Origin of the sequence: Flavobacterium sp. CAU 1735, from assembly GCF_039888695.1 — a bacterium.
Lineage (GTDB): Bacteria > Bacteroidota > Bacteroidia > Flavobacteriales > Flavobacteriaceae > Flavobacterium.
The window spans coordinates 98,191-120,740 of the sequence record NZ_JBDQQQ010000010.1 but is presented as its reverse complement, the minus strand read 5'-3'; the positions used below and the strand labels follow the sequence as shown (position 1 = coordinate 120,740).

Annotated in this window: 16 protein-coding genes; 1 reads left to right on the top strand and 15 read right to left on the bottom strand. The window is 41.4% G+C overall.

All coding sequences use genetic code 11. From position 1 onward, the window contains the following. Positions 1 to 33: 33 nt before the first annotated feature. Positions 34 to 6,300: a fibronectin type III domain-containing protein gene (locus AAFN64_RS17355; protein WP_347761437.1), complete on the bottom strand. Its 6,267-nt coding sequence runs from the start codon at positions 6,298 to 6,300 to the stop codon at positions 34 to 36. Between the two features lie 494 nt (positions 6,301 to 6,794). Here AAFN64_RS17355 and hflX point away from each other — a divergent pair, with 494 nt between their 5' ends. After that, entirely contained in the window at positions 6,795 to 8,024 is a 1,230-nt protein-coding gene (gene hflX / locus AAFN64_RS17350) for a GTPase HflX (RefSeq protein ID WP_347761436.1), read from the top strand. 89 nt (positions 8,025 to 8,113) lie between these two features. On the opposite strand, the gene AAFN64_RS17345 is transcribed toward hflX, so the two are convergent. From AAFN64_RS17345 to AAFN64_RS17280, 14 genes are all read right to left on the bottom strand, one after another. Continuing rightward, positions 8,114 to 8,986: a DUF3078 domain-containing protein gene (locus AAFN64_RS17345; RefSeq protein ID WP_347761435.1), complete on the bottom strand. Its 873-nt coding sequence runs from the start codon at positions 8,984 to 8,986 to the stop codon at positions 8,114 to 8,116. Between the two features lie 79 nt (positions 8,987 to 9,065). After that, the gene (locus AAFN64_RS17340; protein ID WP_347761434.1) at positions 9,066 to 9,569 is read right to left on the bottom strand and encodes a DUF2480 family protein; all 504 of its coding nucleotides are present in this window, start codon (positions 9,567 to 9,569) and stop codon (positions 9,066 to 9,068) included. Continuing rightward, on the bottom strand, positions 9,569 to 9,892 hold the full coding sequence (locus AAFN64_RS17335; RefSeq protein WP_136404384.1) for an SUF system Fe-S cluster assembly protein: 324 nt from the start codon (positions 9,890 to 9,892) through the stop codon (positions 9,569 to 9,571). Before AAFN64_RS17335 ends, AAFN64_RS17340 begins: the two co-directional genes overlap by 1 nt. 5 nt (positions 9,893 to 9,897) lie before the next feature. Then, positions 9,898 to 10,317, bottom strand: a complete 420-nt coding sequence (locus AAFN64_RS17330) for a SufE family protein (RefSeq protein WP_136404383.1) — start codon at positions 10,315 to 10,317, stop codon at positions 9,898 to 9,900. Positions 10,318 to 10,321: 4 nt separating this feature from the next. Continuing rightward, the gene (locus tag AAFN64_RS17325) at positions 10,322 to 10,801 is read right to left on the bottom strand and encodes a hypothetical protein (RefSeq protein ID WP_347761433.1); all 480 of its coding nucleotides are present in this window, start codon (positions 10,799 to 10,801) and stop codon (positions 10,322 to 10,324) included. Between the two features lie 10 nt (positions 10,802 to 10,811). Continuing rightward, the gene (locus AAFN64_RS17320) at positions 10,812 to 12,032 is read right to left on the bottom strand and encodes a cysteine desulfurase (protein WP_347761432.1); all 1,221 of its coding nucleotides are present in this window, start codon (positions 12,030 to 12,032) and stop codon (positions 10,812 to 10,814) included. A gap of 288 nt (positions 12,033 to 12,320) precedes the next feature. Next, the gene (locus AAFN64_RS17315; protein ID WP_347761431.1) at positions 12,321 to 15,440 is read right to left on the bottom strand and encodes a CusA/CzcA family heavy metal efflux RND transporter; all 3,120 of its coding nucleotides are present in this window, start codon (positions 15,438 to 15,440) and stop codon (positions 12,321 to 12,323) included. Between the two features lie 3 nt (positions 15,441 to 15,443). Continuing rightward, positions 15,444 to 15,743, bottom strand: coding sequence for a DUF190 domain-containing protein (locus AAFN64_RS17310; RefSeq protein WP_300490672.1), 300 nt, complete (start codon positions 15,741 to 15,743; stop codon positions 15,444 to 15,446). An 11-nt stretch (positions 15,744 to 15,754) separates the two neighbouring features. Further along, positions 15,755 to 16,756 carry an efflux RND transporter periplasmic adaptor subunit gene (locus tag AAFN64_RS17305; RefSeq protein ID WP_347761430.1) on the bottom strand — a complete coding sequence of 334 codons (1,002 nt, stop codon included), beginning with the start codon at positions 16,754 to 16,756 and terminating at the stop codon, positions 15,755 to 15,757. Then, entirely contained in the window at positions 16,756 to 18,009 is a 1,254-nt protein-coding gene (locus AAFN64_RS17300) for a TolC family protein (RefSeq protein ID WP_300490674.1), read from the bottom strand. Before AAFN64_RS17300 ends, AAFN64_RS17305 begins: the two co-directional genes overlap by 1 nt. Positions 18,010 to 18,268: 259 nt before the next feature. After that, a complete protein-coding gene (gene sufD, locus AAFN64_RS17295; protein WP_300490676.1) occupies positions 18,269 to 19,585 on the bottom strand; it encodes a Fe-S cluster assembly protein SufD in 1,317 nt (438 codons plus the stop codon). Positions 19,586 to 19,627: 42 nt separating this feature from the next. Then, positions 19,628 to 20,374, bottom strand: a complete 747-nt coding sequence (sufC, locus tag AAFN64_RS17290) for a Fe-S cluster assembly ATPase SufC (protein WP_136404375.1) — start codon at positions 20,372 to 20,374, stop codon at positions 19,628 to 19,630. 69 nt (positions 20,375 to 20,443) lie between these two features. Continuing rightward, the gene (gene sufB, locus AAFN64_RS17285) at positions 20,444 to 21,892 is read right to left on the bottom strand and encodes a Fe-S cluster assembly protein SufB (RefSeq protein ID WP_347761429.1); all 1,449 of its coding nucleotides are present in this window, start codon (positions 21,890 to 21,892) and stop codon (positions 20,444 to 20,446) included. A 76-nt stretch (positions 21,893 to 21,968) separates the two neighbouring features. Next, on the bottom strand, positions 21,969 to 22,298 hold the full coding sequence (locus tag AAFN64_RS17280) for an iron-sulfur cluster assembly accessory protein (protein ID WP_300486036.1): 330 nt from the start codon (positions 22,296 to 22,298) through the stop codon (positions 21,969 to 21,971). Positions 22,299 to 22,550 lie beyond the last annotated feature (252 nt).

Here is a 22,550-nt window from a genome sequence, read left to right as displayed (position 1 = left end):
TTGCTCAGGCAGGTCTTTATATAGTGTTACTGCTTATTTCTCTCTGCTGATATAAACCCATCCGGTTTTAGTATCACCTCCTTTTAACTCGATAACATAGAAATACGTTCCGTCTGGTAGTTCGCTTCCACCTTTCGATTGTCCAAACCATTGCTTAGTATAACCTGCACCATGGCTGAACACTTCTGTACCATATCGGTTAAAGATGCTTAGTTTCTCTACGTCGAAATTAGACAGGTCGAAAGTATCGTTTAATCCGTCATTGTTTGGCGAAATACCTCTAGGTATCACACATGAAGCAGAAATCTCGAAACTACTTTCGTTTGTACAAATTGCCGAACCTGTTCCGGTTTGAGCAAAGATGTAAACTGTTTGAGTAGTCGATACTACCTGTCCAGCTTGTAACTGAGCTCCAGTTCCACCAGTACCGGTATAGTATGCATTTCCTGCTGGTAAAGCCGGTAATGTAAATCCTTCACATTCTACCGTTACATCTGGTAATGTTGCAACCGTAGGTGTATTATAGATCGTTACATTGAAGCTATTCTGAGCATTACATCCTGCAGAAGTACTTGTGTATACATACAATACTGTTGTTGCATTAACAGGATCACCTGCATTTAACATCGTACCTGTACCACCTGGGCCAGTGTAGTAGTTATTATTAGCAGACAATGCCGGTAAAGTATATGCTCCACAAGAAGCTACGTCAGCCGGAGCATCAGCAGTTGCAGTCTGGATCGTTACCACAAAACTACTTTGATCTGTACAGAAGTTTGGCGCTACACCAGACTGTGCATATACATAGATTGTTTGTGAAGTTGTAATTGTAGAACCAGCTGTTAACAATGTTCCTGTTCCACCAGTACCTGTATAGTAATTCGCAAACGAAGGTAATGGTTGTAATGTATAGCTATCACAAACTGTTGCGCTTGGAATTACCGGAGCTACAATGTTTGTTGTAATATTTACTGTAAAACTATCTTCTGCATAACAGCTAGGGTTAACCGTAGACTGTAAGTATACATAAATTGTTTGTGTCGATGTGATAACATCACCTGCATTTAATACTGTACCTGTAGCACCAGAACCTGTATAGTAAGTACCAGTCGTTAATGTTGGTAAAGTATACGATCCACAAACGGTTACATCATCCGGAGCGGTAACTGTAACACCGTCGTTTGTTACAACTGTGCTAACAGAGTTTGTACATCCGTCTACTGTTACTTCCAAAGTATAAGTACCTGGTTGTGACACCGTGATTTGCTCTGATGTTTCACCAGCGATTACAGTTGTACCGAAGTACCATGTATACGTTGGATTGTTAGCAGCAGTATAGTTTTGAGGTGTTCCAACAATCGTTACGTTTCCAGTACATACAGAATATGTAGCCGGCATAGTAACAATAGGCATTAGTTTAACAACTAAATTCACTGGAATGACACCAAAACAAGTAGCAGCATTTGCTCCTTCAACACGGATATAAATTGTTTTCGTGTTACTGTTATAAGGAACTGTTGCATCGATTGCACCTACTCCAGCTGTAGCATCAGCAGAAGAAGCATAATACGTTACATTATATGTAAACGCCGGGTTCTGACCTGCAACAACCTGAGCGGTTAATGTAGATAAATCAAAATCAGCAAATCCGTCGTTAGATACATCGTCACAAACTTTATAATCCGGCATAGTAACCTGATTAATTGTTGGTCCGAAAGTAATATTAACACTATCTGTAGGGTTGTTTGAACATGATGGTTTTGTAACCACTACGCTATATGTACCTGACTGAGTAACGGTTAATGTCTGACCTGTAGCTCCAGGGATAACGTTTGTTCCGTTATACCAAGTATAGGTAGTTGCATTAACAATTCCCGCATCTAATGTGTATGATGTTTGTCCACACAATATTTTATCCGGACCTAAGTCAACCGTACAAACGATATCACAGTTCGTAGAACCGGCACCTGGCTGACCTTGGTTGGTTTGTGCTAACGTAATGTTACCTGCACTACCGTTATAGTTCGTAATCTCAATTAAATAATACTGACCTGCAATAGCATTCGTAATATTAAAGTTTTCCACAGACGCCGTACTATAACTACATCCTACGTTTGCTCCAAGGTTACCACAACCAGCTGTTGGTGAAGTAAACGGTCCGTAAGCGATGAAATCCACGTCAATTCCTGCTCCAGTAGTACTTGTTTGTGAAATCTGGAACTGTAAGTTACCCGATTGTTGTACTTGTAAGAAATACCAAGTTGGGTTTGGCGTTGTTGATAAACACGCTACCGCTCCTAAGTTTGGTACCCCGATAGAACCTGGGAAGGTAATCGATGGTGATGTATTGTTCGCACAGAATGCTTGCGCATCGGCACAAGTAATAACCGTACCCACACAAAGGTTGAATGAATAGTTTTGTGCTGTTGTAGCATTACTATATACACGGATCAAATAGTTTTGTCCCGGTACTAAACCGTTTACAAGACTGTTGTTTGGATCACTACATACAATTGGTGTACCACCACATGCACTGTATACAGAGTGATACATATTGTCTGTACTTAAACCAGTCGAAGTCACATTTAACAACGCGATATAGTGTTGTGTATGTGTCGCTGTAAATTCAAACCAAACGTCATCATTCGGGTTACCACCACAAGTGTTTGGTAAAGCAGAAGCAGTTGATCCCGCTAATGTTCCCGGAGTTGTCTGACCACAAAGTGAATCTTCATTTACCGGTACGTGAATTGGCGCAGTACATTCGTCATTCGAAATTAACGTACGGAATGTTCCTTTAATCGACCAAGCACTGATGTCTGAAGCACTACAAATAGCTCTTACATAGAAATCGTAAGGTCTTCCCGGTAATAATGCCGGTGGACCACTATAGGTAAATGGTGGAGGTGTATTAACAATTACCCCTGTATCTCCAGGAGCTGGTGCCGCAGAACCTGCTGGTAATACAATCACTTCCCACTGAGTAGCGGTACCCATTTCCTGCCAGTTTAGATCAGCAGACGTTTGTGTAATATTGGTAGCCGTTAAGTTTTTCGGTTTCGGACATGTTGGTGGTGGTCCACATGTTACTGTAGCATCCCATCCGTCACGTGTTCCACTTCCGTCTGAAGTAAATACAAATGTTAAACATCCACCTACAGTTGACTCAAATGGGCCAGGTAGGTTTGTTGTTAAATCTCCTGCATATGTACCTAATAATGTACCTGTTGTTCCTGTACCTTCATATACACGTACAAAGTCAAAACCTGCTTCCGTATTGAAACTGTTAAATGTAACAGTAACCATATCCGTAGGGTTTGCCGGACAGATAGTAGTTGTTACGTTCGCGTTATTTCCGTATTGACCGCTAGGTCCTCCCGGATCATAGAAATGATCACCGGCACAGTAGTTTGGTAATGTTCTAAGTGTTCTAGGACCAGTCCATGTACTGGAATCCGTTGGGCTACAAACCGCTCTTACATAGAAATCATATTCTGTATTTGAGGTCAATCCGTTTAACACATACGGTGGTGGTGTATTTACCGTAGCCGTAATTGCTGTTCCAGGGATTGGGTTTGTATTTGGATCTGGAGTTCCTGTTGGAACTGCCATTACAACCCAGCTAGTTGCTGTTCCGGCTTCAAGCCAGTTTAACTGAACCGAGTTCATTGTAGGGTTAGACACTACAAAGTTTTTCGGTTTCGGACATGTTGGTGGTGGTGCACATGTTACAGTAGCATCCCATCCGTCACGTGTTCCACTTCCATCTGATGTAAATACAAATGTTAAACATCCACCCACGTTAGATTCAAATGGACCTGGTAAGTTTGCTCCGGTTAAAGCACCAGAATAAGTTCCTAATAATGGAGACGTAGCATTTGGTCCGTTATATACACGAACGAAATCAAATCCGGACTCCGTATTAAAGTTAAGGAAAGTAACGGTAATCATATCTGCAGGAGTTGGCGCACAGATTGTTGTTGTTACGTTCGCATTGTTTCCATACTGTGCATTAGGTCCTCCTGGATCAAAGAAATGATCACCAGCACAGAAGTCAGCTTGTGTTTTAAAGTTTCTAGGTCCTGCCCATGTACTGGAATCTGTCGGACTACAAACTGCTCTTACATAATAATCATAATCAGTACTTGAATTCAATCCGTTTAACACATACGGTGGTGGTGTAGTTACCGTAGCCGTAATTGCTGTTCCAGGGATTGGGTTACTGTTCGGGTTTGGTGTACCAGCAGGTACAGCGATTACAACCCAACTTGTAGCTGTTCCCGACTCCAACCAGTTTAACTGAGCTGAATGAGCCGTGATATTCGATACTGCTAAGTTTTTCGGTTTCGGACATGTTGGTGGTGGTGCACATGTTACTGTTGCATCCCATCCGTCACGGATTCCACTTCCGTCTGAAGTAAACACGAAAGTTAAACAAGCTCCAGGTCCTGATGATTCGAAAGGCCCTGGTAAGTTAGCTCCTGTTAAGTTTCCAGAGTATGTTCCTAATAATGGAGACGTAGCATTTGGTCCGTTATAAACACGAACGAAATCGTATCCTGACTCTGTGTCAAACGAGTTGAAAGTAACGGTAACGATATCACCTGGATTCGCAGGACAAATCGTTGTTGTTACGTTGGCACTGTTTGCATATTGTCCGTTAGGTCCTCCTGGATCGAAGAAATGGTCTCCAGCACAGTAGTTTGGTAATGTCGTGAATGTTCTTGGTCCAGCCCACTGACTAAACGATCCATCAGGACATTTTACTCTCACATAATATTGGTAGTCTGTTCCAGATGCTAAAGGCGCTCCGGTTACAGTTGTAGTAGCGGTATAAGCCGGTCCACCCGTTACCGTTGTTCCGGCAGTTTGTGGAATTGCTGTACCTAAAGGCTGAACGGCAACCTGCCATTCTGTTCCTGCTGAAGGGTTACCCCAGCTTAAGTTAGCCGAGTTCATTGTAATACCTGCAACAGCCAAAGCAGTTGGAGGCGCACATGTTACTTGCTGAATTACTAAAGTATATCCCGTAGTTTGCGGAGCCGCATTTGTAGAGATAACAAAGTAATAGGTCGTTCCTGCTGTTACCGGGAAGTTAGGAATGTTTCTGATATTGGAAGTAGAGTTTCCGATACCTGCCAAACAGCTAGTTCCGATATTAGCACAGTTATTATATACGAAAATCCCCGAATACGTTGCCGTAGGAGTCATCGAAATATCAATATTACCGGTAAAAGTCGCAGTATAAGAATACACTACATCATTACCCGTTAAATAGTTTGTTGTGGTACCACAACCAGTTGTTCCCTGGGTACCATTAATATTATTTCCGTAGTTACTTGTATTATCGGTAGTCGAATACGGTAATTGGCTTATCGCAATCGGTGCGGCACAAGTCTGTCCTAAAGATACCGTTGTAAAATAGAACGGTCCGGCCCAGTTACTTGGAACACCACCGGTACAGATAGAACGAACGCGATACTGATAAACAGTTCCTGGTGCTATAGGTGCACCCGTTGAAGTTGTAGTAGCCGTATATGGATTCGAGTTAATAACTTGTCCTACTCCGGTTAAAGGATCGGCAGAAGGGATTAATTCGATTTCCCACTGTGTAGAACCACTTGGATTCGTCCATGTTAATACAGCTGAATTCGTTGTAACATTGCTCGCTACCCCATTGCTAGGATCCAAACACTGCTGAACCAAATTGATATCATCAATTACAAAACGGTCACCATCGGCTGCAGTTCCAACTTGTGTATGCTCTCTTACAAAAGCAATATACACTTGCTGGTTAGCTGCTACAGCTGGCGACAGGTTCACTACCACCTCTCTGTATTCCCCTGCAACAGGAGATACCTGAGTTTCAGTCAAGTTGGCCACCTCGGTAGTAAAACTAGCCAAGTTGGTTTGTGACGACGTTGATATTTTAATTTTCAGTTTTGATCCCTGATCTCCGGCGCGGCCGTGAAGTCCATAGAAACGTAACTGCCCATTAGCCGGCACAGTAACCAAAGGAGAGATTAACCAATCCTGCTCGGTGTTTCCGTCTCCAATATTCACTCTTTCAACCATCGCGGCATAATTGCCTGTGTGGGGAGGGGATGCTGTGGAATTTAGCGGTGTACGCACCCACAGGTTCGCGTTAGCGGGTCCCATTCCTATGCCATTATGAGAGACAACCCAAGCTCCCCCAGGTCCTGACGGCGGAAAAGCACCTTCAAATCCTTCTGGGAAAACCTGTGAGTAACTCACAAAACTCAATAATGACATAAGAATTAATAATGTAATTTTTTTCATAATTAATCCTATGATTTTTGATAAGTTTAATCCCCAAATATAAAATAAAATTAGCAATAACTTAACGTTATATGTTAAAATTCACAAAAAAACCAGCTTAATAGCTCACTCTTTTTGTATTGTTAAATTATTTTATTATCAATTTCTTAACAATTCTCAATTCGAATGTTTGGTATTTCACATTTTCCCTCAAATACAACCGTCACAGCCTATCTCCTTGAAACCAGTCTCTTATAATTTTACTGCAATCATCTCAGTAAAAAGTTTTTCAAAAAGTCCAATAGCACTACTATTTTGGGTAATTCCGTAGCCAAAAAGAGGCTAACAACCCCATTTCCGTTAGTCATTAACAGGAAAATAATGACTATAAAATTTCAAAAACTTTATTTTTCGTTCACAAAGGAGTAAAAAACACTTTAATACGCTTCTGATATATTTTAATATTTATTACCATTAATCGCGAAATGTTTATTTTTGTGCTTTAATAGAAAAGAATGTTAGAGAAAGAAGTAATCAATTTTGAAAAAACCGTAATTGTCGGAATCATTACCAAAGAGCAAAGCGAAGAAAAACTTAGCGAGTATCTGGATGAACTGGAATTCCTGACTTTTACTGCCGGAGGTGAAGTGGTGAAGCGTTTTTCTCAAAAAATGGACAAGCCCAACCCCAAAACATTTGTGGGAACCGGTAAAATGGAAGAGATCCAATACTATATAAAAGATAACGACGTTAAAACTGTGATTTTTGACGACGAGCTTACACCGGCACAACAAAAAAACATTTCCAAAGTATTGGATTGTAAAGTGCTGGATCGTACCAACCTTATTCTGGATATTTTTGCCCAAAGAGCCGAAACATCCTATGCCCGTACACAGGTAGAATTGGCACAGTGTCAGTATTTGCTACCGCGCCTTTCGGGTATGTGGACGCACCTTGAACGACAGCGAGGTGGTATTGGTATGCGTGGCCCCGGTGAAACCGAGATTGAAACCGACCGTCGTATTGTTAGGGATCGTATTGCTTTATTAAAAGAAAAAATCAAAACCATCGACCGCCAGATGTCGGTACAACGAAGCAATCGCGGCGCTATGGTTCGCGTAGCCTTGGTGGGTTATACCAACGTAGGAAAATCAACTTTAATGAATGCCATTGGTAAAAGTGATGTGTTTGTTGAAAACAAATTATTCGCTACTTTGGATACAACCGTTCGTAAAGTCGTGATCAAAAATTTACCATTCCTGTTATCGGATACCGTTGGATTTATCCGCAAATTACCAACACAATTGGTGGAATCCTTTAAAAGTACGCTGGACGAAGTACGCGAAGCCGATTTATTACTACATGTGGTGGATATTTCGCATCCGGACTTTGAAGATCATATCGCCTCTGTAAATCAGATTTTACAAGATATTAAAAGTGCCGATAAACCGACGATCATGGTATTTAACAAGATCGACGCTTATAAACACCTGACGATTGACTCCGATGATCTGATTACCGAACGGACAACCAAACACTATACGCTGGACGAATGGAAAAACACATGGATGTCGAAGGTGGGTGAAAACAATGCCTTATTTATTTCGGCAACCAGTAAGCAAAATTTCGAGGAATTCCGTGAAAAAGTATACGAAGCCGTACGAACGATTCATATTACGCGCTTCCCTTATAATAATTTCCTGTATCCCGATTATAAGGATGCTATTGAAAAGGAAGAAGAATAAAAAAAGGCTGTCGATCGACAGCCTTTTTCTATTTATTTACACCTCTATATTACACCTGACAGGTTTTAAAAACCTGTCAGGTGTAAATTTTAAAATCCGTAATTGATTCCAAGTCCCAATACCTGACGGATCTGAAATCCTTTAAAAGCATTGTCGTCATAAATGGTTTGGAAAGCCAGATTGGTCGATAAATATTTGTTGATCTTCATCACTATATTTAACTGATAATCCAAATCGACGTTTTGCGGATCCTCCAGATAATTGGAGTACAGGTTTAGTATGTTTTCAACCGATACGTTTTCCATCAGGCTAAACTTATAATAAGCCGATGCATTAAAACCCAGTTCATACCGCATACTTTTTCCTTCATCCACGCCAAAATAGGCCTGATTGGGCAAGGTAAAATTCTTGTCAACAAACGTTAGTTTAGACGTCGCCGGTGACAGGTTTACTTTTAGATTATCGCTTTTTTTCCAAAGCATACCCGGACCAAAAGACAGGTATCCCGGAGACAAAATGTTAGTGTATTCACTTCGGGTTTCGGCACCGTCGGCATCTGTACCATACGTATACCCTTTTGTCATCTGCGTTTTAAAGTTTAAAAAAGCAGAATAATACCAATAGCCTGATGCTTTTTTACCCAATAGCGAGTTTAACTCCAATCGGTCGTCCGTTTTCTTTTCAAAAGCGGAGTTCTTCGTTTTTACAAGCCCGTAAGCGGCAATAATTTTATTGTCCCAGGACCAGTCACCCTTCTTATAATTAAAATCGTAATTCACGCCGAGATTACCGGCGATATTGTTTTCTCCCCCGGCAACCCAATTGTTAAAGGCCGATTGATTAAGAAGGAATGAGATATTCCCTTTGGTTGTCCAGTGTTTTGTAGTATCCTGAACAGGTTCCTGTGCTTGAACGGCCATAGTACCGATAAAACAAAGCAGTGTCAATGCAATTTTTCTCATAGGTAGAATTTTCTGTTTCACACAAAGTAACAAAAATTCACAAAAAAATCACAAAAAACAGTGTAAAAACCGACAAATACTATTTGCGTTTATAAACCGGAACGGCCGAACAGGCTTCGCCAAACATAATGCTTTTGGCAACTGGCATCAGCTTTTGTGTAGCCAGCACATAGACTTCCTGCGGAACCGGTTTGCGGGAACATCCTTTGATGATCACCGGTTTATCCTGATAACTGCTATAATCCAGCTTTTGCAGGATTTCCTGATACAATCCGATTTCCATTTGCGGAATCGTTCCCCAGAAAACATTTTTGGCAACCGGCTCCAAATAAGCTGTGATCAACATAAACGCCCATGCGGGAACAATCGCATCCGTACTACAGGATAACGCCACAAAACCGTCTTTATAGGTTTCCCAGTTATGGTTTTTAAGTTGCTCGCGAAAATCTTTTTCGCGCAGCACCAAGCCTTCGTATAGCCATTGCGAAACATCAAGGGAAAAACGAGGTCCTTCCGGATAATAGTCTTCCAGGTCAAAAACCTGCAAGACACTATTCGCGACTCTGTTTACAATCTCTTCCATTATAGCATTCCCAGTTCGAGTTTGGCTTCTTCGCTCATCAGGTCTTTACTCCATGGCGGATCGAAAGTGATTTCCACTTCACAGGATTTTACCGCATCGATGGATTTGATTTTTTCTTCTACCTCCATCGGTAAGGTTTCCGCTACCGGACAGTTTGGTGAAGTAAGTGTCATTAGGATTTTTACATCGTTGTCTTCGTTGATCATCACATCATAGATAAGACCCAATTCGTAAATATCCACCGGGATTTCGGGATCATAAATACCTTTCAGTACTTTTACCACATTTTCTCCCAGATTTATAGTATCGTTAAATTCTTCCATAACATTTAATTTTTGGACTGAAACGCCAAAGCATACATTTTAATTTGTTTGATCATCGACACCAGTCCGTTCGCACGAGTTGGTGATAAGTGTTCTTTCAGGCCGATCTCGTCGATAAAATCGGTGTTGGCTTCTAAAATAGCCTGCGCCGACTGGTTCGAAAAGGTACGGATCAGGATGGCAATAATCCCTTTGGTCAGGATCGCATCGCTATCGGCTGTAAAAACGATATTTCCGTCTTTTTCTTCCGCATACAACCATACTTTCGACTGACAGCCTTTAATAATATTTTCGTCTTTTTTATACTGTTCTTCAATGAGAGGCAGACTTTTACCCAGTTCAATGATGTATTCGTACCGTTGCATCCAGTCTTCAAACATCGAGAATTCGTCTACAATCTCCTCCTGAATTGCTTTTATCGTCATCTTCTTATTTTTTGTCGGCTAATTCATTTAGCTTATTTACAATTTTTTCAATCGCTGCCGGCGGAAATCCGTGGTCAAATGTAGGCGCGGTATACGTTCCGTCTTTGGTTTGTATCGTAAAATTGGCCATCGCAGCACCGTCATAAAACCTTTTTTCGGTAGGCGCTTTTAATTCCGGCACCGCTTTCAGATCTACTTTTTTAAAGTTGGCCAGAATAGCATTCCATTCCTGATCCGAAAGTTTTATCACCGTAGGTTCGCCCATATCGTCCCTTTTACTGGTCACACGTAACTCCTTATTGTCCAGTACGATTTTTCGATAGAATCCTCTTGATGAAGCATCATATTCAAAAACCGGGTTTTGTTGTTCCTGTTTCATCGTTAGTTCGGTTTCTTTTTCTGTCGATCCGGCTATATTTTTCTTCGTACAGTTACATCCTGTACAGGTAATAATAACCGATGCCAAAAGGGTTACTAGTCTCATAGGCTTGTTTTTAGGATAACATTTGTTTTGCTTTTTTTACCGCTTCCACAAAGATATCAATTTCTTCTTTCGTATTGTAAAACGCAAACGATGCACGAACCGTACCCGGAATATCAAAGAAATTCATTACCGGCTGCGCACAATGGTGACCGGTTCTAACGGCGATTCCCAGTTTGTCTACAATCGTACCGATATCATACGGGTGTATTCCTTCGATATTAAATGAAATCAGCGAAGCTTTATGCGCTCCGGTTCCGTATATTTTTACGCCTTCAATTTCCAATAATTTTTCGGTTCCGTAGGCTAGCAATTCCTGTTCGTAGGCTTCGATCGCTTCAAATCCGATTCCATTCATATAATCGATAGCGGTTCCTAAAACGATTCCACCTGCGATATTGGGCGTTCCGGCTTCAAATTTATGGGGTAAATCGGCATAGGTTGTTTTCGCAAAGGTAACTTCTTTGATCATTTCACCTCCACCCTGATAAGGCGGTAGTCGGTTTAACCAGCTTTCTTTTCCGTACAGGATTCCCACTCCGGTTGGTCCGCAAACCTTATGACCGGAAAACACATAGAAATCACAATCCAGTTCCTGTACATCGGGACGTAAATGGGGTGTCGCCTGCGCACCATCAATCAAAACCGCAGCACCAATTTGATGCGCTTTTTCAATGATTTCGGCAATTGGGTTAACCGTTCCCAAAGCGTTGGAAATATGATTTACCGCAATGATTTTCACCTTTTCATTTAGCAACCTGTCGAATTCCGAAAGGATCAATTCTCCTTTTTCGTTCATCGGAATCACCACCAGTTTTGCACCGGTCCGCTCGCATAAAAACTGCCACGGTACGATATTACTATGGTGTTCGATAGCCGAAACCATCACTTCATCGCCCGGTTGTAACAGTGCGGCAAAACCATTGGCCACCAAATTAATTCCGTGTGTCGTCCCCGAAGTAAAAATAATCTCGTGATTGTGTTTGGCATTCAGGTGTTTCTGAATCGTATTACGGGAAACTTCATAAGCATCGGTTGCCAACTGGCTCAATGTATGCACTCCTCTATGGATATTCGCATTGATTTCCTCGTAATATTTTGTAATCGCATCGATTACCACTTTAGGTTTTTGGGCGGTAGCACCATTATCGAAATAGACCAGCGGTTTTCCGTTTACCGTTTGTGAAAGTATTGGAAAATCGGCTCTTACGGCCTGAATATCTAGTTTTTTCATCTGATTACACTGTTTTTTGTCAGATGGAATTGCAGACAAGTGAATCACCTGTTCCTCCATTTTTTTAATCCTTGCAAATTTACGGGATGTTTCTTTAAAAGACGCATAAATTAAGACAGATTTAAGGGAGCCTTCCCGGAAAGCAAAAAAGGCTGTCCAAAAGCAGACAACCTTTTTATTTATACCGTACCGACCTCGCATTTCGGTACGGCTTTATCATTTAGATAACGTATTATATTTTCTTCGAATAAACCTGACAGGTCTTCGAGACCTGTCAGGTTTTAAGTATTATATTTTCTTTGTTGGATGGATCCAGTAATACAAGGCCGGAATGATTAGCGGTGCAAAAACAAGCGTACTTAACAATCCTCCGATAATTACCGTAGCCAACGGACGTTGTACATCGGAACCGATTCCGGTTGATGTTGCCGCCGGTATCAATCCCAATACGGCCAATACCAGAATGGACAAGATCGCCCGCAATTGCTCTTTGGAGACTTTTTCGACCGTCTCTCGCGAACTTTCTCCGGTAATCCCTACATTGGCCCTGTTGAGCGCCGAGACGAGCAATACTCCGGCCATTACCGATATACCAAATATCGATACAAATCCTACACCTGCCGAAACGTTAAAGTAGTAACCACGCAATAACAAGGCTGTGATTCCGCCACCAAGGGCAAATAAGATACAAGCCATCGTAATCAACGTGTCTTTAAAGTTTTTATAAAGTGAGAACAGTAATATAAACACCAATCCGATCGTTAACGGAATCGTCAATAATAATTGTTTTCCGGCACGTTCCAGGTTTTCATATTGTCCACCGTAAATGATCTGGTAGCCTTTTGGTACTTTCACCGTTTTGTTGATTTTTCCTTCCAGTTCTTTTACAAAACTCACCTGATCGCGTCCTACGATATTGGTACGTACGGTAATCATACGTTTGCCATTGTAGTGGTAGATATTGGTTTGTCCCTGAATAAAGCTTACATCCGCCAATTGATCAATCGGAATTAAAGCACCGTTGGTTGACGTCACCAACAACGATTTGATCTCGTCGATGTTCGCACGGTGTTGTGGCAAATACCGCACTACAATATCGTATCGTTTTACACCGTCGTACAAGGTAGTGATCGCTTTTCCACCGATGGCGGCTTCGATAATATCTTGAACATCGGAAACATTAATTCCGAAACGGGCCGTTTTTTCACGGTCGATATGGATCGACAACTGTTCCTGTGGCCCTTCCTGTTCGATATTAACCGCGGCACTTCCTTTCATTTTATTGACAATCGACACAATACTGTCGGCTTTAGAACGCATCAACTGCAAGTCGTCTCCTACAATACTCACGGCTAAATCGGCCGCACTACCCGTTACGATTTCCATCACCTGGTCAATAATGGGCTGACCGGACGAGAAGCGTACACTTGGCAACGCATGTTCAAGGTCGGTACGAACCATTTTTACCAGTTCTTTTTTGGTAATCGTATCACTCCACAATTTATAATCTTTTAATCCGATCAGAATTTCATTACGGTTGGCCGGGAACGGGTCGGTTCCATCGTCATTTCGTCCCGCCTGCGTAATGATATAGGAAATCTGCGGATATTTGGAAATCACTTTTCGGATTTTAGGCGAATAGGTCGAGTTTTCCTGAATCGAAATACCGGCCGGGAAATTTCCACGGATAAAGATAGATCCTTCGTCCAGTTCCGGTAAGAACTCCGATCCCAAACGCGATCCGAAAGCAATCAGTACGAATACCACCGCCATTCCGATGTATACGGTTTTCTTATAGTTATTCAACAGTCCGTTAAGGAGTTTGCTGTACTTTTTATCCAGATAATCCAGTACAATATTTTTATGTTCCTTGATTTCCGAATCGATATTCGAAACCACTTTGTTGTACACAAACGAGATCAGTACCGGTATCAGTGTTAACGCTGCCAACATCGAACCTACTACCGCAAACGACAGTGTTAACGCCATTGGAGAGAACAGTTTCCCTTCTACACGAGTCATCAATAAGATCGGCATATAGGCCAGAATGATAATCGCCACCGAGAAGAAAATCTCCCGTCCCACTTCCTGAGCCGAAAGCATGGTGATTTTCACAATTCCTTCTTTGCGTTCTTCGATTGTGGCCTTTTTATAACGCCTGATCAGGTGTTCGGCCATTACCACGGCACCATCTACGATAATCCCGAAGTCGATTGCTCCCAACGATAGTAAGTTGGCCGGAATACCGGTTAATCGCATAATGATAAAGGCAAACAATAACGAAAACGGAATGGTAAGCGCTACCACTAACGCACTTCGCCAGCTTCCAAGGAAAAAGATCAATACGATAATCACAATACTGATTCCTTCGAATAACGTATGCCCTACGGTTTCCAGCGAGTGGTTGATCAGGAAGCTACGATCGTACATCGTACGGATTTTCACCCCTTCCGGCAATTCGTGATCCTGTAGGTCGGCAATACGTTGTTTTAGGGCTTTTAAAACCTCACTCGGGTTTTCGTAACGGCGTAATAAAACGATCCCTTCCACCCCATTATTTACATCTACTTTTTCGTCCGGGAACGTATAACCCAAAACGCCACTTGGCGGTGGTGGCATGATTTCCACTTCCCCTACATCGCGGATAAAAACCGGAAGTCCGTTGGCTGTTTTGATTACGATGTTTTCAATATCTTTTTCACTTTTAATCGCTCCGAGTCCGCGAACCGCGAAAGCCTGTCCGCCACGTTCGATTGTATTCCCTCCGGAGTTGATATTATTGGCAACCACTTTTTCTTCGATATCGGAGATTTTAAGGTCGTATTTTCGCAGTTTTTCAGGCGATAGCTGGATATGAAACTGTTTTAACGGTCCGCCAAAGGTTGTAATATCGGCAATACCGTCGGTTTGCAGCAAATACGGTTTGATCACCCAGTCCTGTAAATCCCGGATCTGAATCGGCGTAAAACTTGGCGGTGCTTCCACCACATAACGGAAAATCTCTCCAACTGCAGTTGACAATGGCGCCAGTTCGACTTCCACACCATCCGGCAGATCGGCTGTTGCCAATCGCTCCATAACCTGTTGTCGGGCGAAATAATCGTCTGTTCCGTCTTTAAACGTCAACTGAACGATTCCCAGTCCGAAAATCGTACGGCTTCTTCTGTCCAGTACGTTCGGTGTATTTTGCAGCGCCCGTTCGATCGCCACCGTAACCTGTTGTTCCACCTCTTCGGCAGCACGCCCTTTGTATTGGGCCACAACAATTACATTGGTATCGGCAATATCCGGATACGCTTCAATTTTTAATTGCGTAAAGCAAAAATAGCCCACCAGCATCAAAGCGATACTGATCCCCACTACAATCCATCGGTTTCTAAGTGAGAATAAAAGTAAATTCTTAATCATTTTTTACCATTGTTCCACAGCATGTGTGATAATTAATCCTCCGCTGTACACGTTTCGCAATTCTTTTATAGCTTCTTCCACATTTTCTTTTGTATCGACAAAAGAGATCACCAGAGGTGTTTCGTCAAAAGAAAATTCGCGGTTAGGCCTCTTTAGCTTTTGGTGTTTGCCAAAGCCCATAAATCCGTTAAATGCTGTTGCGCCTGCAATGTTTTTTTCCAGCAGGAACAATAAGATGAATTCGTATAAAGGACGCGCGCCTCTCAATTCGTCTTTGTCAATAAAAATCTGAGCCTGTACCATTGTATAACTTTTTAGTAACCGAATGACAATCCTTTAAGCTGCATTACTCCGTCTTTTACGACTTTACTTCCATTGTCGACACCTCCGAAGATGATAATACGATCGCCAATCTGTTGTCCGATCTGTACTTCTTTTCGTTCAAACTGAGAGTCGCTTTTCTGTATAAACACATAGTTTTTCCCTTGTACCGTTACGATAGCGGTTTTCGGAACACTAATCGAATTATTACTTTTTAAACCGAAAGCCACATTGGCATACATCCCCACTTTTAGTCGGTCGTCGGAATTATTTAATCCGATTCGCAGTTTCACCATACGCGTGGTAAAATCCACACGGTCGGCAATGGCTTCAATTTTACCTGTAAAGGTTTCGTTCGGATAGGCGGTAAACTGAATGCTACAGGTATCTCCTTTTTTTAATTTGCTGATTTGATTTTCCGGGATATCACTCACCAGATACGCAGCTCCTTTTTGTGCTCTTCGCAACAAATCCGGATCGAAACCAGCCGATTTTAACATGGCTTCGTGTTCGATAATCGCTGCTTTTTCGTTCGACAAATTGGTCATCTCCATCGATAAAGCTGTCTGCGCATTTAACAACTCCTGACCGGTCATCGCGCCATGCTGATTCAGGTCTTTTGCCCGAGCCAACTCAATCTGACGTTGTTTGATATTGACATTACTAATTTGTTTAATGTTGATCTGGTGTTGGATCAACTGGGTATAATTGGAGGACAGTTCGGGGTTTTCGAACAACACAATATTGTTGGAACTACCGGAATCCGATCCCAGTACTGTTGCGCCCACCTGACCAACCGCCATCAAATCGCCGGTTAAGGAACCGTTACCGATTACTTCGGTTTTAAAGAGATTGAATATACTCTTATCCTTGAACGTGATAAGGCTTCCGTCGTTTTCTACTTTCGGAGGCTGTGGGTCTTCTACTTTCTTTTTCTCTTTGGAATTGCAGGAAAGCAAGAGCCCTAAAACTAAAATTGAAAAAACACGTTTCATTATTGTGCAATTTGATTTATTAAACCTGTAGTGTATAGTAATTGGATATAACTTTCTTTATGTTGGTATACCGCTTCGTAATAATTCTCCTGACTGTCATACCAGGTACGCTGTGCTTCCAGAAAGTCGATTAAAGTGGTTCCGCCGCGCATATAGGCATATTTCACATTACTTAAAATCTGATACGACTGTTCTTTCATCTTCTTCAGATTGCCGGCATTCTGTTCGAACTGTTTGTAACTGGCATAGGCATTTCCAATTTCTGTTTTAATACGCTCCTGAGAAGTCGCCAGTTCTTGTTCGGCTTTATCTTTCGTTACCTGTGATTTTTTGATTTCACCTTGATTTCTATCGAAAAACGGCAGATCGATCGTAGCATAAATCCCGACATACGGAACACTGTTTTGCGGATTATAAACGGCACCCAATTCCGGTTGCGGATAGGCCATGCTTTTCTGAAGGGAGATATTGCTTTTCATCATCTCCACATTGTTTTTCAGCACGTTGATATCGCTTCGGTTTTCAATGGCATTTTGCAACATCTGATCCTGATTTTGCAGTGCCGAAAGTTCGACCGCATCATCAGAAGCAATCGCAATATCGTTGCTTACACCCAAAGAAAATTTCAGTGTATTCAGTTTGTTCAGGTAATCCTGTTTTGAAGTTTGCGACAACAGGTTGTATTGATTGGCTACCAATTCGGTACGATTGTAATCGGTCGTCGTAATCACCTGATTTTTCAATCGGTTTTTATTGATCGTTACCAGCGTATCCCAGTTGTTTTTGGCCATCAAAGCCGTTTGCCATTTTTTTTGCGCCAACCATACATCAAGCCATTTCATCGCCACATCGGTAAGCAGGTTGCGTTCGAAATCCTTGTAGGTTGCTTCCGAAACCGCTACGCTTTTGTTGGCCACATCGATTTTATTTTTCCGTTGTGACGGAAGCTGGAATTGTTTGGTTAACTGCCACCAAACCTGACGGTTTTGGGAATTACTCCATTTGGTATCGGGCGCATAATGTGCCGACTCAGCCAGTTGTAGTGTCTGATTGTTTAAGGTAAGATTGGGCCGTAATTTCGCCGTAACCACGTCGGCTTGCGCCACCTGCACGGTGAGCTGTTCCGATTTGAGTTCCCGGTTATTGGCTTTTGCGGTTTGTAGTGCCGTTTTGATATCGTAAACCGTTTGCGATACCATAACGTCTTTTGCCATAACTACCAGGGCAAAAGTGAGCAATAGTTTCAATTTCATATAAAAACAGTATTGAAATTTGTCTTCAACAACGAATCCTAATTCTGCAACAAAATTCCACCTTCACCCAAATAAAAGCTAATTTATCTCATTAGATTTTTATTAGATTTTCATTAAGCCTCTGCATCTCGCAACTAAAATTAACAATAAAAATCGTAATATACTCGTATAAAATCATTTAAAATTCGCAAAATGCATCTTAAAACAAAAAAAGCCTGACAATTATGTCAGGCTTTCATTTATTTTTAGTGGTCTTATATTACAAATCGAATCCCATATTAACCCCTAATTTAGTGGCAATGATACGGGCAATTTTGTTTTTTAATTCCGGTATTTTAATACTTGCCGTAACCTCACTTGTAAAGGCATACATCAATAAGGCTTTTGCTTCTTTTCTCGGAATTCCGCGTTGTTGCATATAGAACATCGCGTTTTCGTCCAATTGTCCGATCGTACAACCGTGCGAACATTTTACGTCATCGGCAAAGATTTCCAATTGCGGTTTAGCATTTATCGTCGCTTTATCGCTCAACAAAATGTTGTTATTTTGCTGGAAAGCATCCGTTTTTTGTGCTTCTTTTTCCACATAAATCTTTCCGTTAAACACACCGGTTGAATTGTCCCCAAAAATACCTTTGTAATTCTGGTGGCTTTCACAATTAGGCTGTGAATGGTGTACCAACGTATAGTGATCCACGTGCTGCTTATCGCCAATAATTGTAATTCCTTTTAACGTACTGTCGATACGCTCTCCTTCGTGATAGAAGTTCAGGTTATTACGGGTAATATTTCCACCAAACGTAAAGGTATGTACCGAAACGATACTTTCCTGTTTTTGGGAAATATAGGTATTGTCGATCAATGTGGTGGTTTGCACATCATTCTGAATTTTATAGAAATCGACAATAGCACGCTTGTGCGCGAAGATTTCGGTAACAGAATTGATCAATACCGGATTCTCGTTTAAGCTTTGATGACGCTCTGTAATTTGCACATGTGCGTTTTCCCCCACGATAATCAGATTTCGGGGTTGTACCATTAAAGCGGCTTCGTTTCCGGTGGAAAAGTAGATAATTTCGATCGGTTTGTCGGCTACTTTACTTTTTGGGATATTGATATACGCTCCTTCATAGGCAAAAGCCGTATTCAGAGACGTCAGACTTTCTTCTTTACTCGCTACCTGATTAAAATAGGTATCGATAATCATTTTGTATTTGGGTTTTGTCAATGCCGATGACATGAGACAAACATCCAGTCCGTCGTGAGTAGTCGATGACAAAAACGAACTAAAAACCCCGTCCACAAAAACCACTTTATAGGTATCCACATCATTCAGGAAGTATTTTTTTACCTCCTTAAAATCAACGGCACTTTCTTCTTTCGGAAATACACTGAAATCCTTTTTTAAAACCGCGTTTAGCGATGTATATTTCCAGGCTTCCTCCTTTTTGGTTGGAAAACCTTTATTTTCAAAGTTCTTCAAGGCTTCGGTACGAACGTCGTGCAGGGTTGCCTGTACATCTACTCGTTCTTCAAAAGCCATAAAAGAGGCTAACAGTTTTTCTTTTAAATCCATGTTTATGCGTTTCAAAACCGGAACTACCGGTTATACCGAAATCTAGTTTTCGTTTTTAATCCAATCGTATCCTTTTTCTTCCAGCTCTAATGCCAGTTCTTTTCCTCCGGTTTTAACGATTTTACCATCGTGTAAAACGTGAACGAAATCCGGAACGATATAGTCCAAAAGTCTTTGGTAGTGTGTAATTACGATTACGGCGTTGTCTTTACTTTTCAGTTTATTTACCCCGTTGGCAACGATACGCAAAGCATCGATATCCAAACCGGAATCCGTTTCGTCCAGAATAGCCAGTTTCGGCTCCAACATCGCCATTTGGAAAATCTCGTTTCTCTTTTTCTCACCACCCGAAAAACCTTCGTTTAACGAACGGGATAAGAATTTACGGTCGATTTCCAGTAATTCGGATTTTTCGCGAATCATTTTCAGCATTTCATTGGCCGGCATTTCTTCCAGACCTTGTGCTTTACGGGTTTCGTTGATCGCCGTTTTCATAAAGTTGGTTACGGAAACTCCCGGAATTTCAATTGGATACTGGAAGGATAAGAATACACCTTTGTGCGCTCTTTCTTCCGGTGCCAGTTCGATCAGTTCTTCACCTTCCAAAAGGATTTCTCCTTCGGTCACTTCATAATCTTCACGACCTGCAATTACCGAAGAAAGCGTACTTTTTCCGGCTCCGTTTGGTCCCATGATTGCGTGAACTTCTCCGGCTTTTACTTCCAGATTGATCCCCTTTAATATCTCTTTATCTTCTACGCTAGCGTGTAAATTTTTGATAACTAACATTTTCGCTTCTAATGTTTAATTTTTATTTGTAACGTTTCCGTTGCTTTTATACTGTTTGAAAGATTCGGATTAACCTACCGATCCTTCTAATGAAATTTCAAGTAATTTTTGTGCTTCCACAGCAAACTCCATCGGAAGTTTGTTTAGGACATCTTTACTGAATCCGTTTACGATTAGTGCAATCGCTTTTTCGGTTGGAATACCACGCTGATTACAGTAGAATACCTGATCTTCTCCAATTTTACTGGTCGTTGCTTCGTGTTCGATCTTCGCCGTACTGTTTTTGGATTCAATATACGGGAACGTATGCGCTCCACAATTGTTACCCATTAGTAACGAGTCACATTGCGAGAAATTACGAGCATTTTCGGCTCTGGCACTAACCTGAACCAATCCACGGTAACTGTTTTGTGATTTTCCGGCAGAAATACCTTTGGAAATAATTGTACTCTTGGTATTATTTCCTAAGTGAATCATTTTGGTTCCGGTATCGGCTTGCTGGAAGTTATTGGTAACGGCAATGGAGTAGAATTCGCCTACCGAGTTATCCCCTTTTAATACACATGACGGGTATTTCCAGGTTACCGCTGATCCGGTTTCAACCTGCGTCCAGGAGATTTTGGCGTTTTTCTCGCACAATCCTCTTTTGGTTACGAAGTTAAAAACCCCACCTTTTCCTTCTTTATTCCCCGGGAACCAGTTCTGAACCGTCGAATATTTAATTTCGGCATTGTCAAGAGCGATTAGTTCTACAACGGCAGCGTGTAATTGGTTTTCGTCACGCGATGGCGCGGTACATCCTTCCAAGTAACTCACATAACTACCCTCGTCGGCAACGACAAGCGTTCTTTCAAACTGCCCTGTTCCGGCCTGATTGATACGGAAATAGGTTGATAATTCCATCGGGCAACGAACGCCTTTCGGAATATAACAAAACGATCCATCGGAGAATACCGCCGAGTTTAATGCGGCATAAAAGTTGTCTTTTTGCGGTACAACCGAACCGATATATTGACGAACCAATTCCGGGTGTTCCTGAATGGCTTCCGAAATGGAACAGAAAATAATTCCTTTTTCGGCCAAAGTCTTTTTAAACGTAGTGGCCACGGAAACCGAGTCCATTACGATATCGACCGCCACACCGGCCAGTTTCTTTTGTTCGTCTATAGAGATACCCAGTTTTTTAAAGGTTTCCAGTAATTCCGGATCCACCTCATCCAAACTTTCGTATTTATCTTTTTTCTTAGGAGCAGAATAATAGGAGATCGCCTGGAAATCCGGTTTTTCGTAGTGTACGTTAGCCCATTCCGGTTCGATCATTTCCGTCCAGGCACGGAAAGCCTCCAGTCGCCAGTCGGTCATCCATTCCGGTTCCCCTTTCTTTTTCGAAATGGCCCGAACGATGTCTTCATTTAACCCAACAGGAAACGTTTCCGATTCGATATCGGTATAGAAACCATATTCATACTCTTTGGTTTCCAGTTCTTTTTTTAATTCTTCTTCAGTATACTTACTCATTTCTATATGCTTGTTCTTATACTTTTACCATGCGTCCGAAACGCGGATACATGGTAAAAGTGTAATGACTTATCTTTTAAAGTGAAAAACTTTCACCACAACCGCAGGTTCTGTTCGCGTTAGGATTGTTAAAAACAAATCCTTTTCCGTTTAATCCTCCGGAATATTCCAAAGTAGTTCCCACTAAATACAAAAAGCTTTTTTTATCAACCGCTATTTTTATATTATTGTCTTCGAACACTTTATCATCATCGCCTAAGCTTTTATCAAACTTTAAGTCATACGATAAGCCTGAACAACCGCCACTTTTTACGCCTACGCGAACATAATCGGTAGCAGCGTCAAAACCATCGTCTTCCATTAAATTGACGATTCTTTTTTTTGCTGTTTCAGATACTTTTATCATAATGTTTAAACAGATTATTTCTAATTTCCTGCAAAGATATTACAAATATTGCGGTTTGCCACACTACCTAACATTTTTATAACGAATAGCTTGATAGAAAATAGTTATAACATGATATTTGTCATTTTTAAATCCTAAAAAGTCCCTTACTATTGTAAGTTTTTACCTTTTTTATTCAAACCGGTTGCGGTTTCGCTGTATTTATTTTTCCTGATTTAGCATTAAAAAGTATCTTTACATTCCAAATTAAAA

Excerpts from the sequence above, each read along its gene's own strand:
- AAFN64_RS17355 (WP_347761437.1), bottom strand. The coding sequence starts at position 6,300 with ATGAAAAAAATTACATTATTAATTCTTATGTCATTATTGAGTTTTGTG.
- hflX (WP_347761436.1), top strand. The coding sequence starts at position 6,795 with ATGTTAGAGAAAGAAGTAATCAATTTTGAAAAAACCGTAATTGTCGGA.
- AAFN64_RS17345 (WP_347761435.1), bottom strand. The coding sequence starts at position 8,986 with ATGAGAAAAATTGCATTGACACTGCTTTGTTTTATCGGTACTATGGCC.
- AAFN64_RS17340 (WP_347761434.1), bottom strand. The coding sequence starts at position 9,569 with ATGGAAGAGATTGTAAACAGAGTCGCGAATAGTGTCTTGCAGGTTTTT.
- AAFN64_RS17335 (WP_136404384.1), bottom strand. The coding sequence starts at position 9,892 with ATGGAAGAATTTAACGATACTATAAATCTGGGAGAAAATGTGGTAAAA.
- AAFN64_RS17330 (WP_136404383.1), bottom strand. The coding sequence starts at position 10,317 with ATGACGATAAAAGCAATTCAGGAGGAGATTGTAGACGAATTCTCGATG.
- AAFN64_RS17325 (WP_347761433.1), bottom strand. The coding sequence starts at position 10,801 with ATGAGACTAGTAACCCTTTTGGCATCGGTTATTATTACCTGTACAGGA.
- AAFN64_RS17320 (WP_347761432.1), bottom strand. The coding sequence starts at position 12,032 with ATGAAAAAACTAGATATTCAGGCCGTAAGAGCCGATTTTCCAATACTT.
- AAFN64_RS17315 (WP_347761431.1), bottom strand. The coding sequence starts at position 15,440 with ATGATTAAGAATTTACTTTTATTCTCACTTAGAAACCGATGGATTGTA.
- AAFN64_RS17310 (WP_300490672.1), bottom strand. The coding sequence starts at position 15,743 with ATGGTACAGGCTCAGATTTTTATTGACAAAGACGAATTGAGAGGCGCG.
- AAFN64_RS17305 (WP_347761430.1), bottom strand. The coding sequence starts at position 16,756 with ATGAAACGTGTTTTTTCAATTTTAGTTTTAGGGCTCTTGCTTTCCTGC.
- AAFN64_RS17300 (WP_300490674.1), bottom strand. The coding sequence starts at position 18,009 with ATGAAATTGAAACTATTGCTCACTTTTGCCCTGGTAGTTATGGCAAAA.
- sufD (WP_300490676.1), bottom strand. The coding sequence starts at position 19,585 with ATGGATTTAAAAGAAAAACTGTTAGCCTCTTTTATGGCTTTTGAAGAA.
- sufC (WP_136404375.1), bottom strand. The coding sequence starts at position 20,374 with ATGTTAGTTATCAAAAATTTACACGCTAGCGTAGAAGATAAAGAGATA.
- sufB (WP_347761429.1), bottom strand. The coding sequence starts at position 21,892 with ATGAGTAAGTATACTGAAGAAGAATTAAAAAAAGAACTGGAAACCAAA.
- AAFN64_RS17280 (WP_300486036.1), bottom strand. The coding sequence starts at position 22,298 with ATGATAAAAGTATCTGAAACAGCAAAAAAAAGAATCGTCAATTTAATG.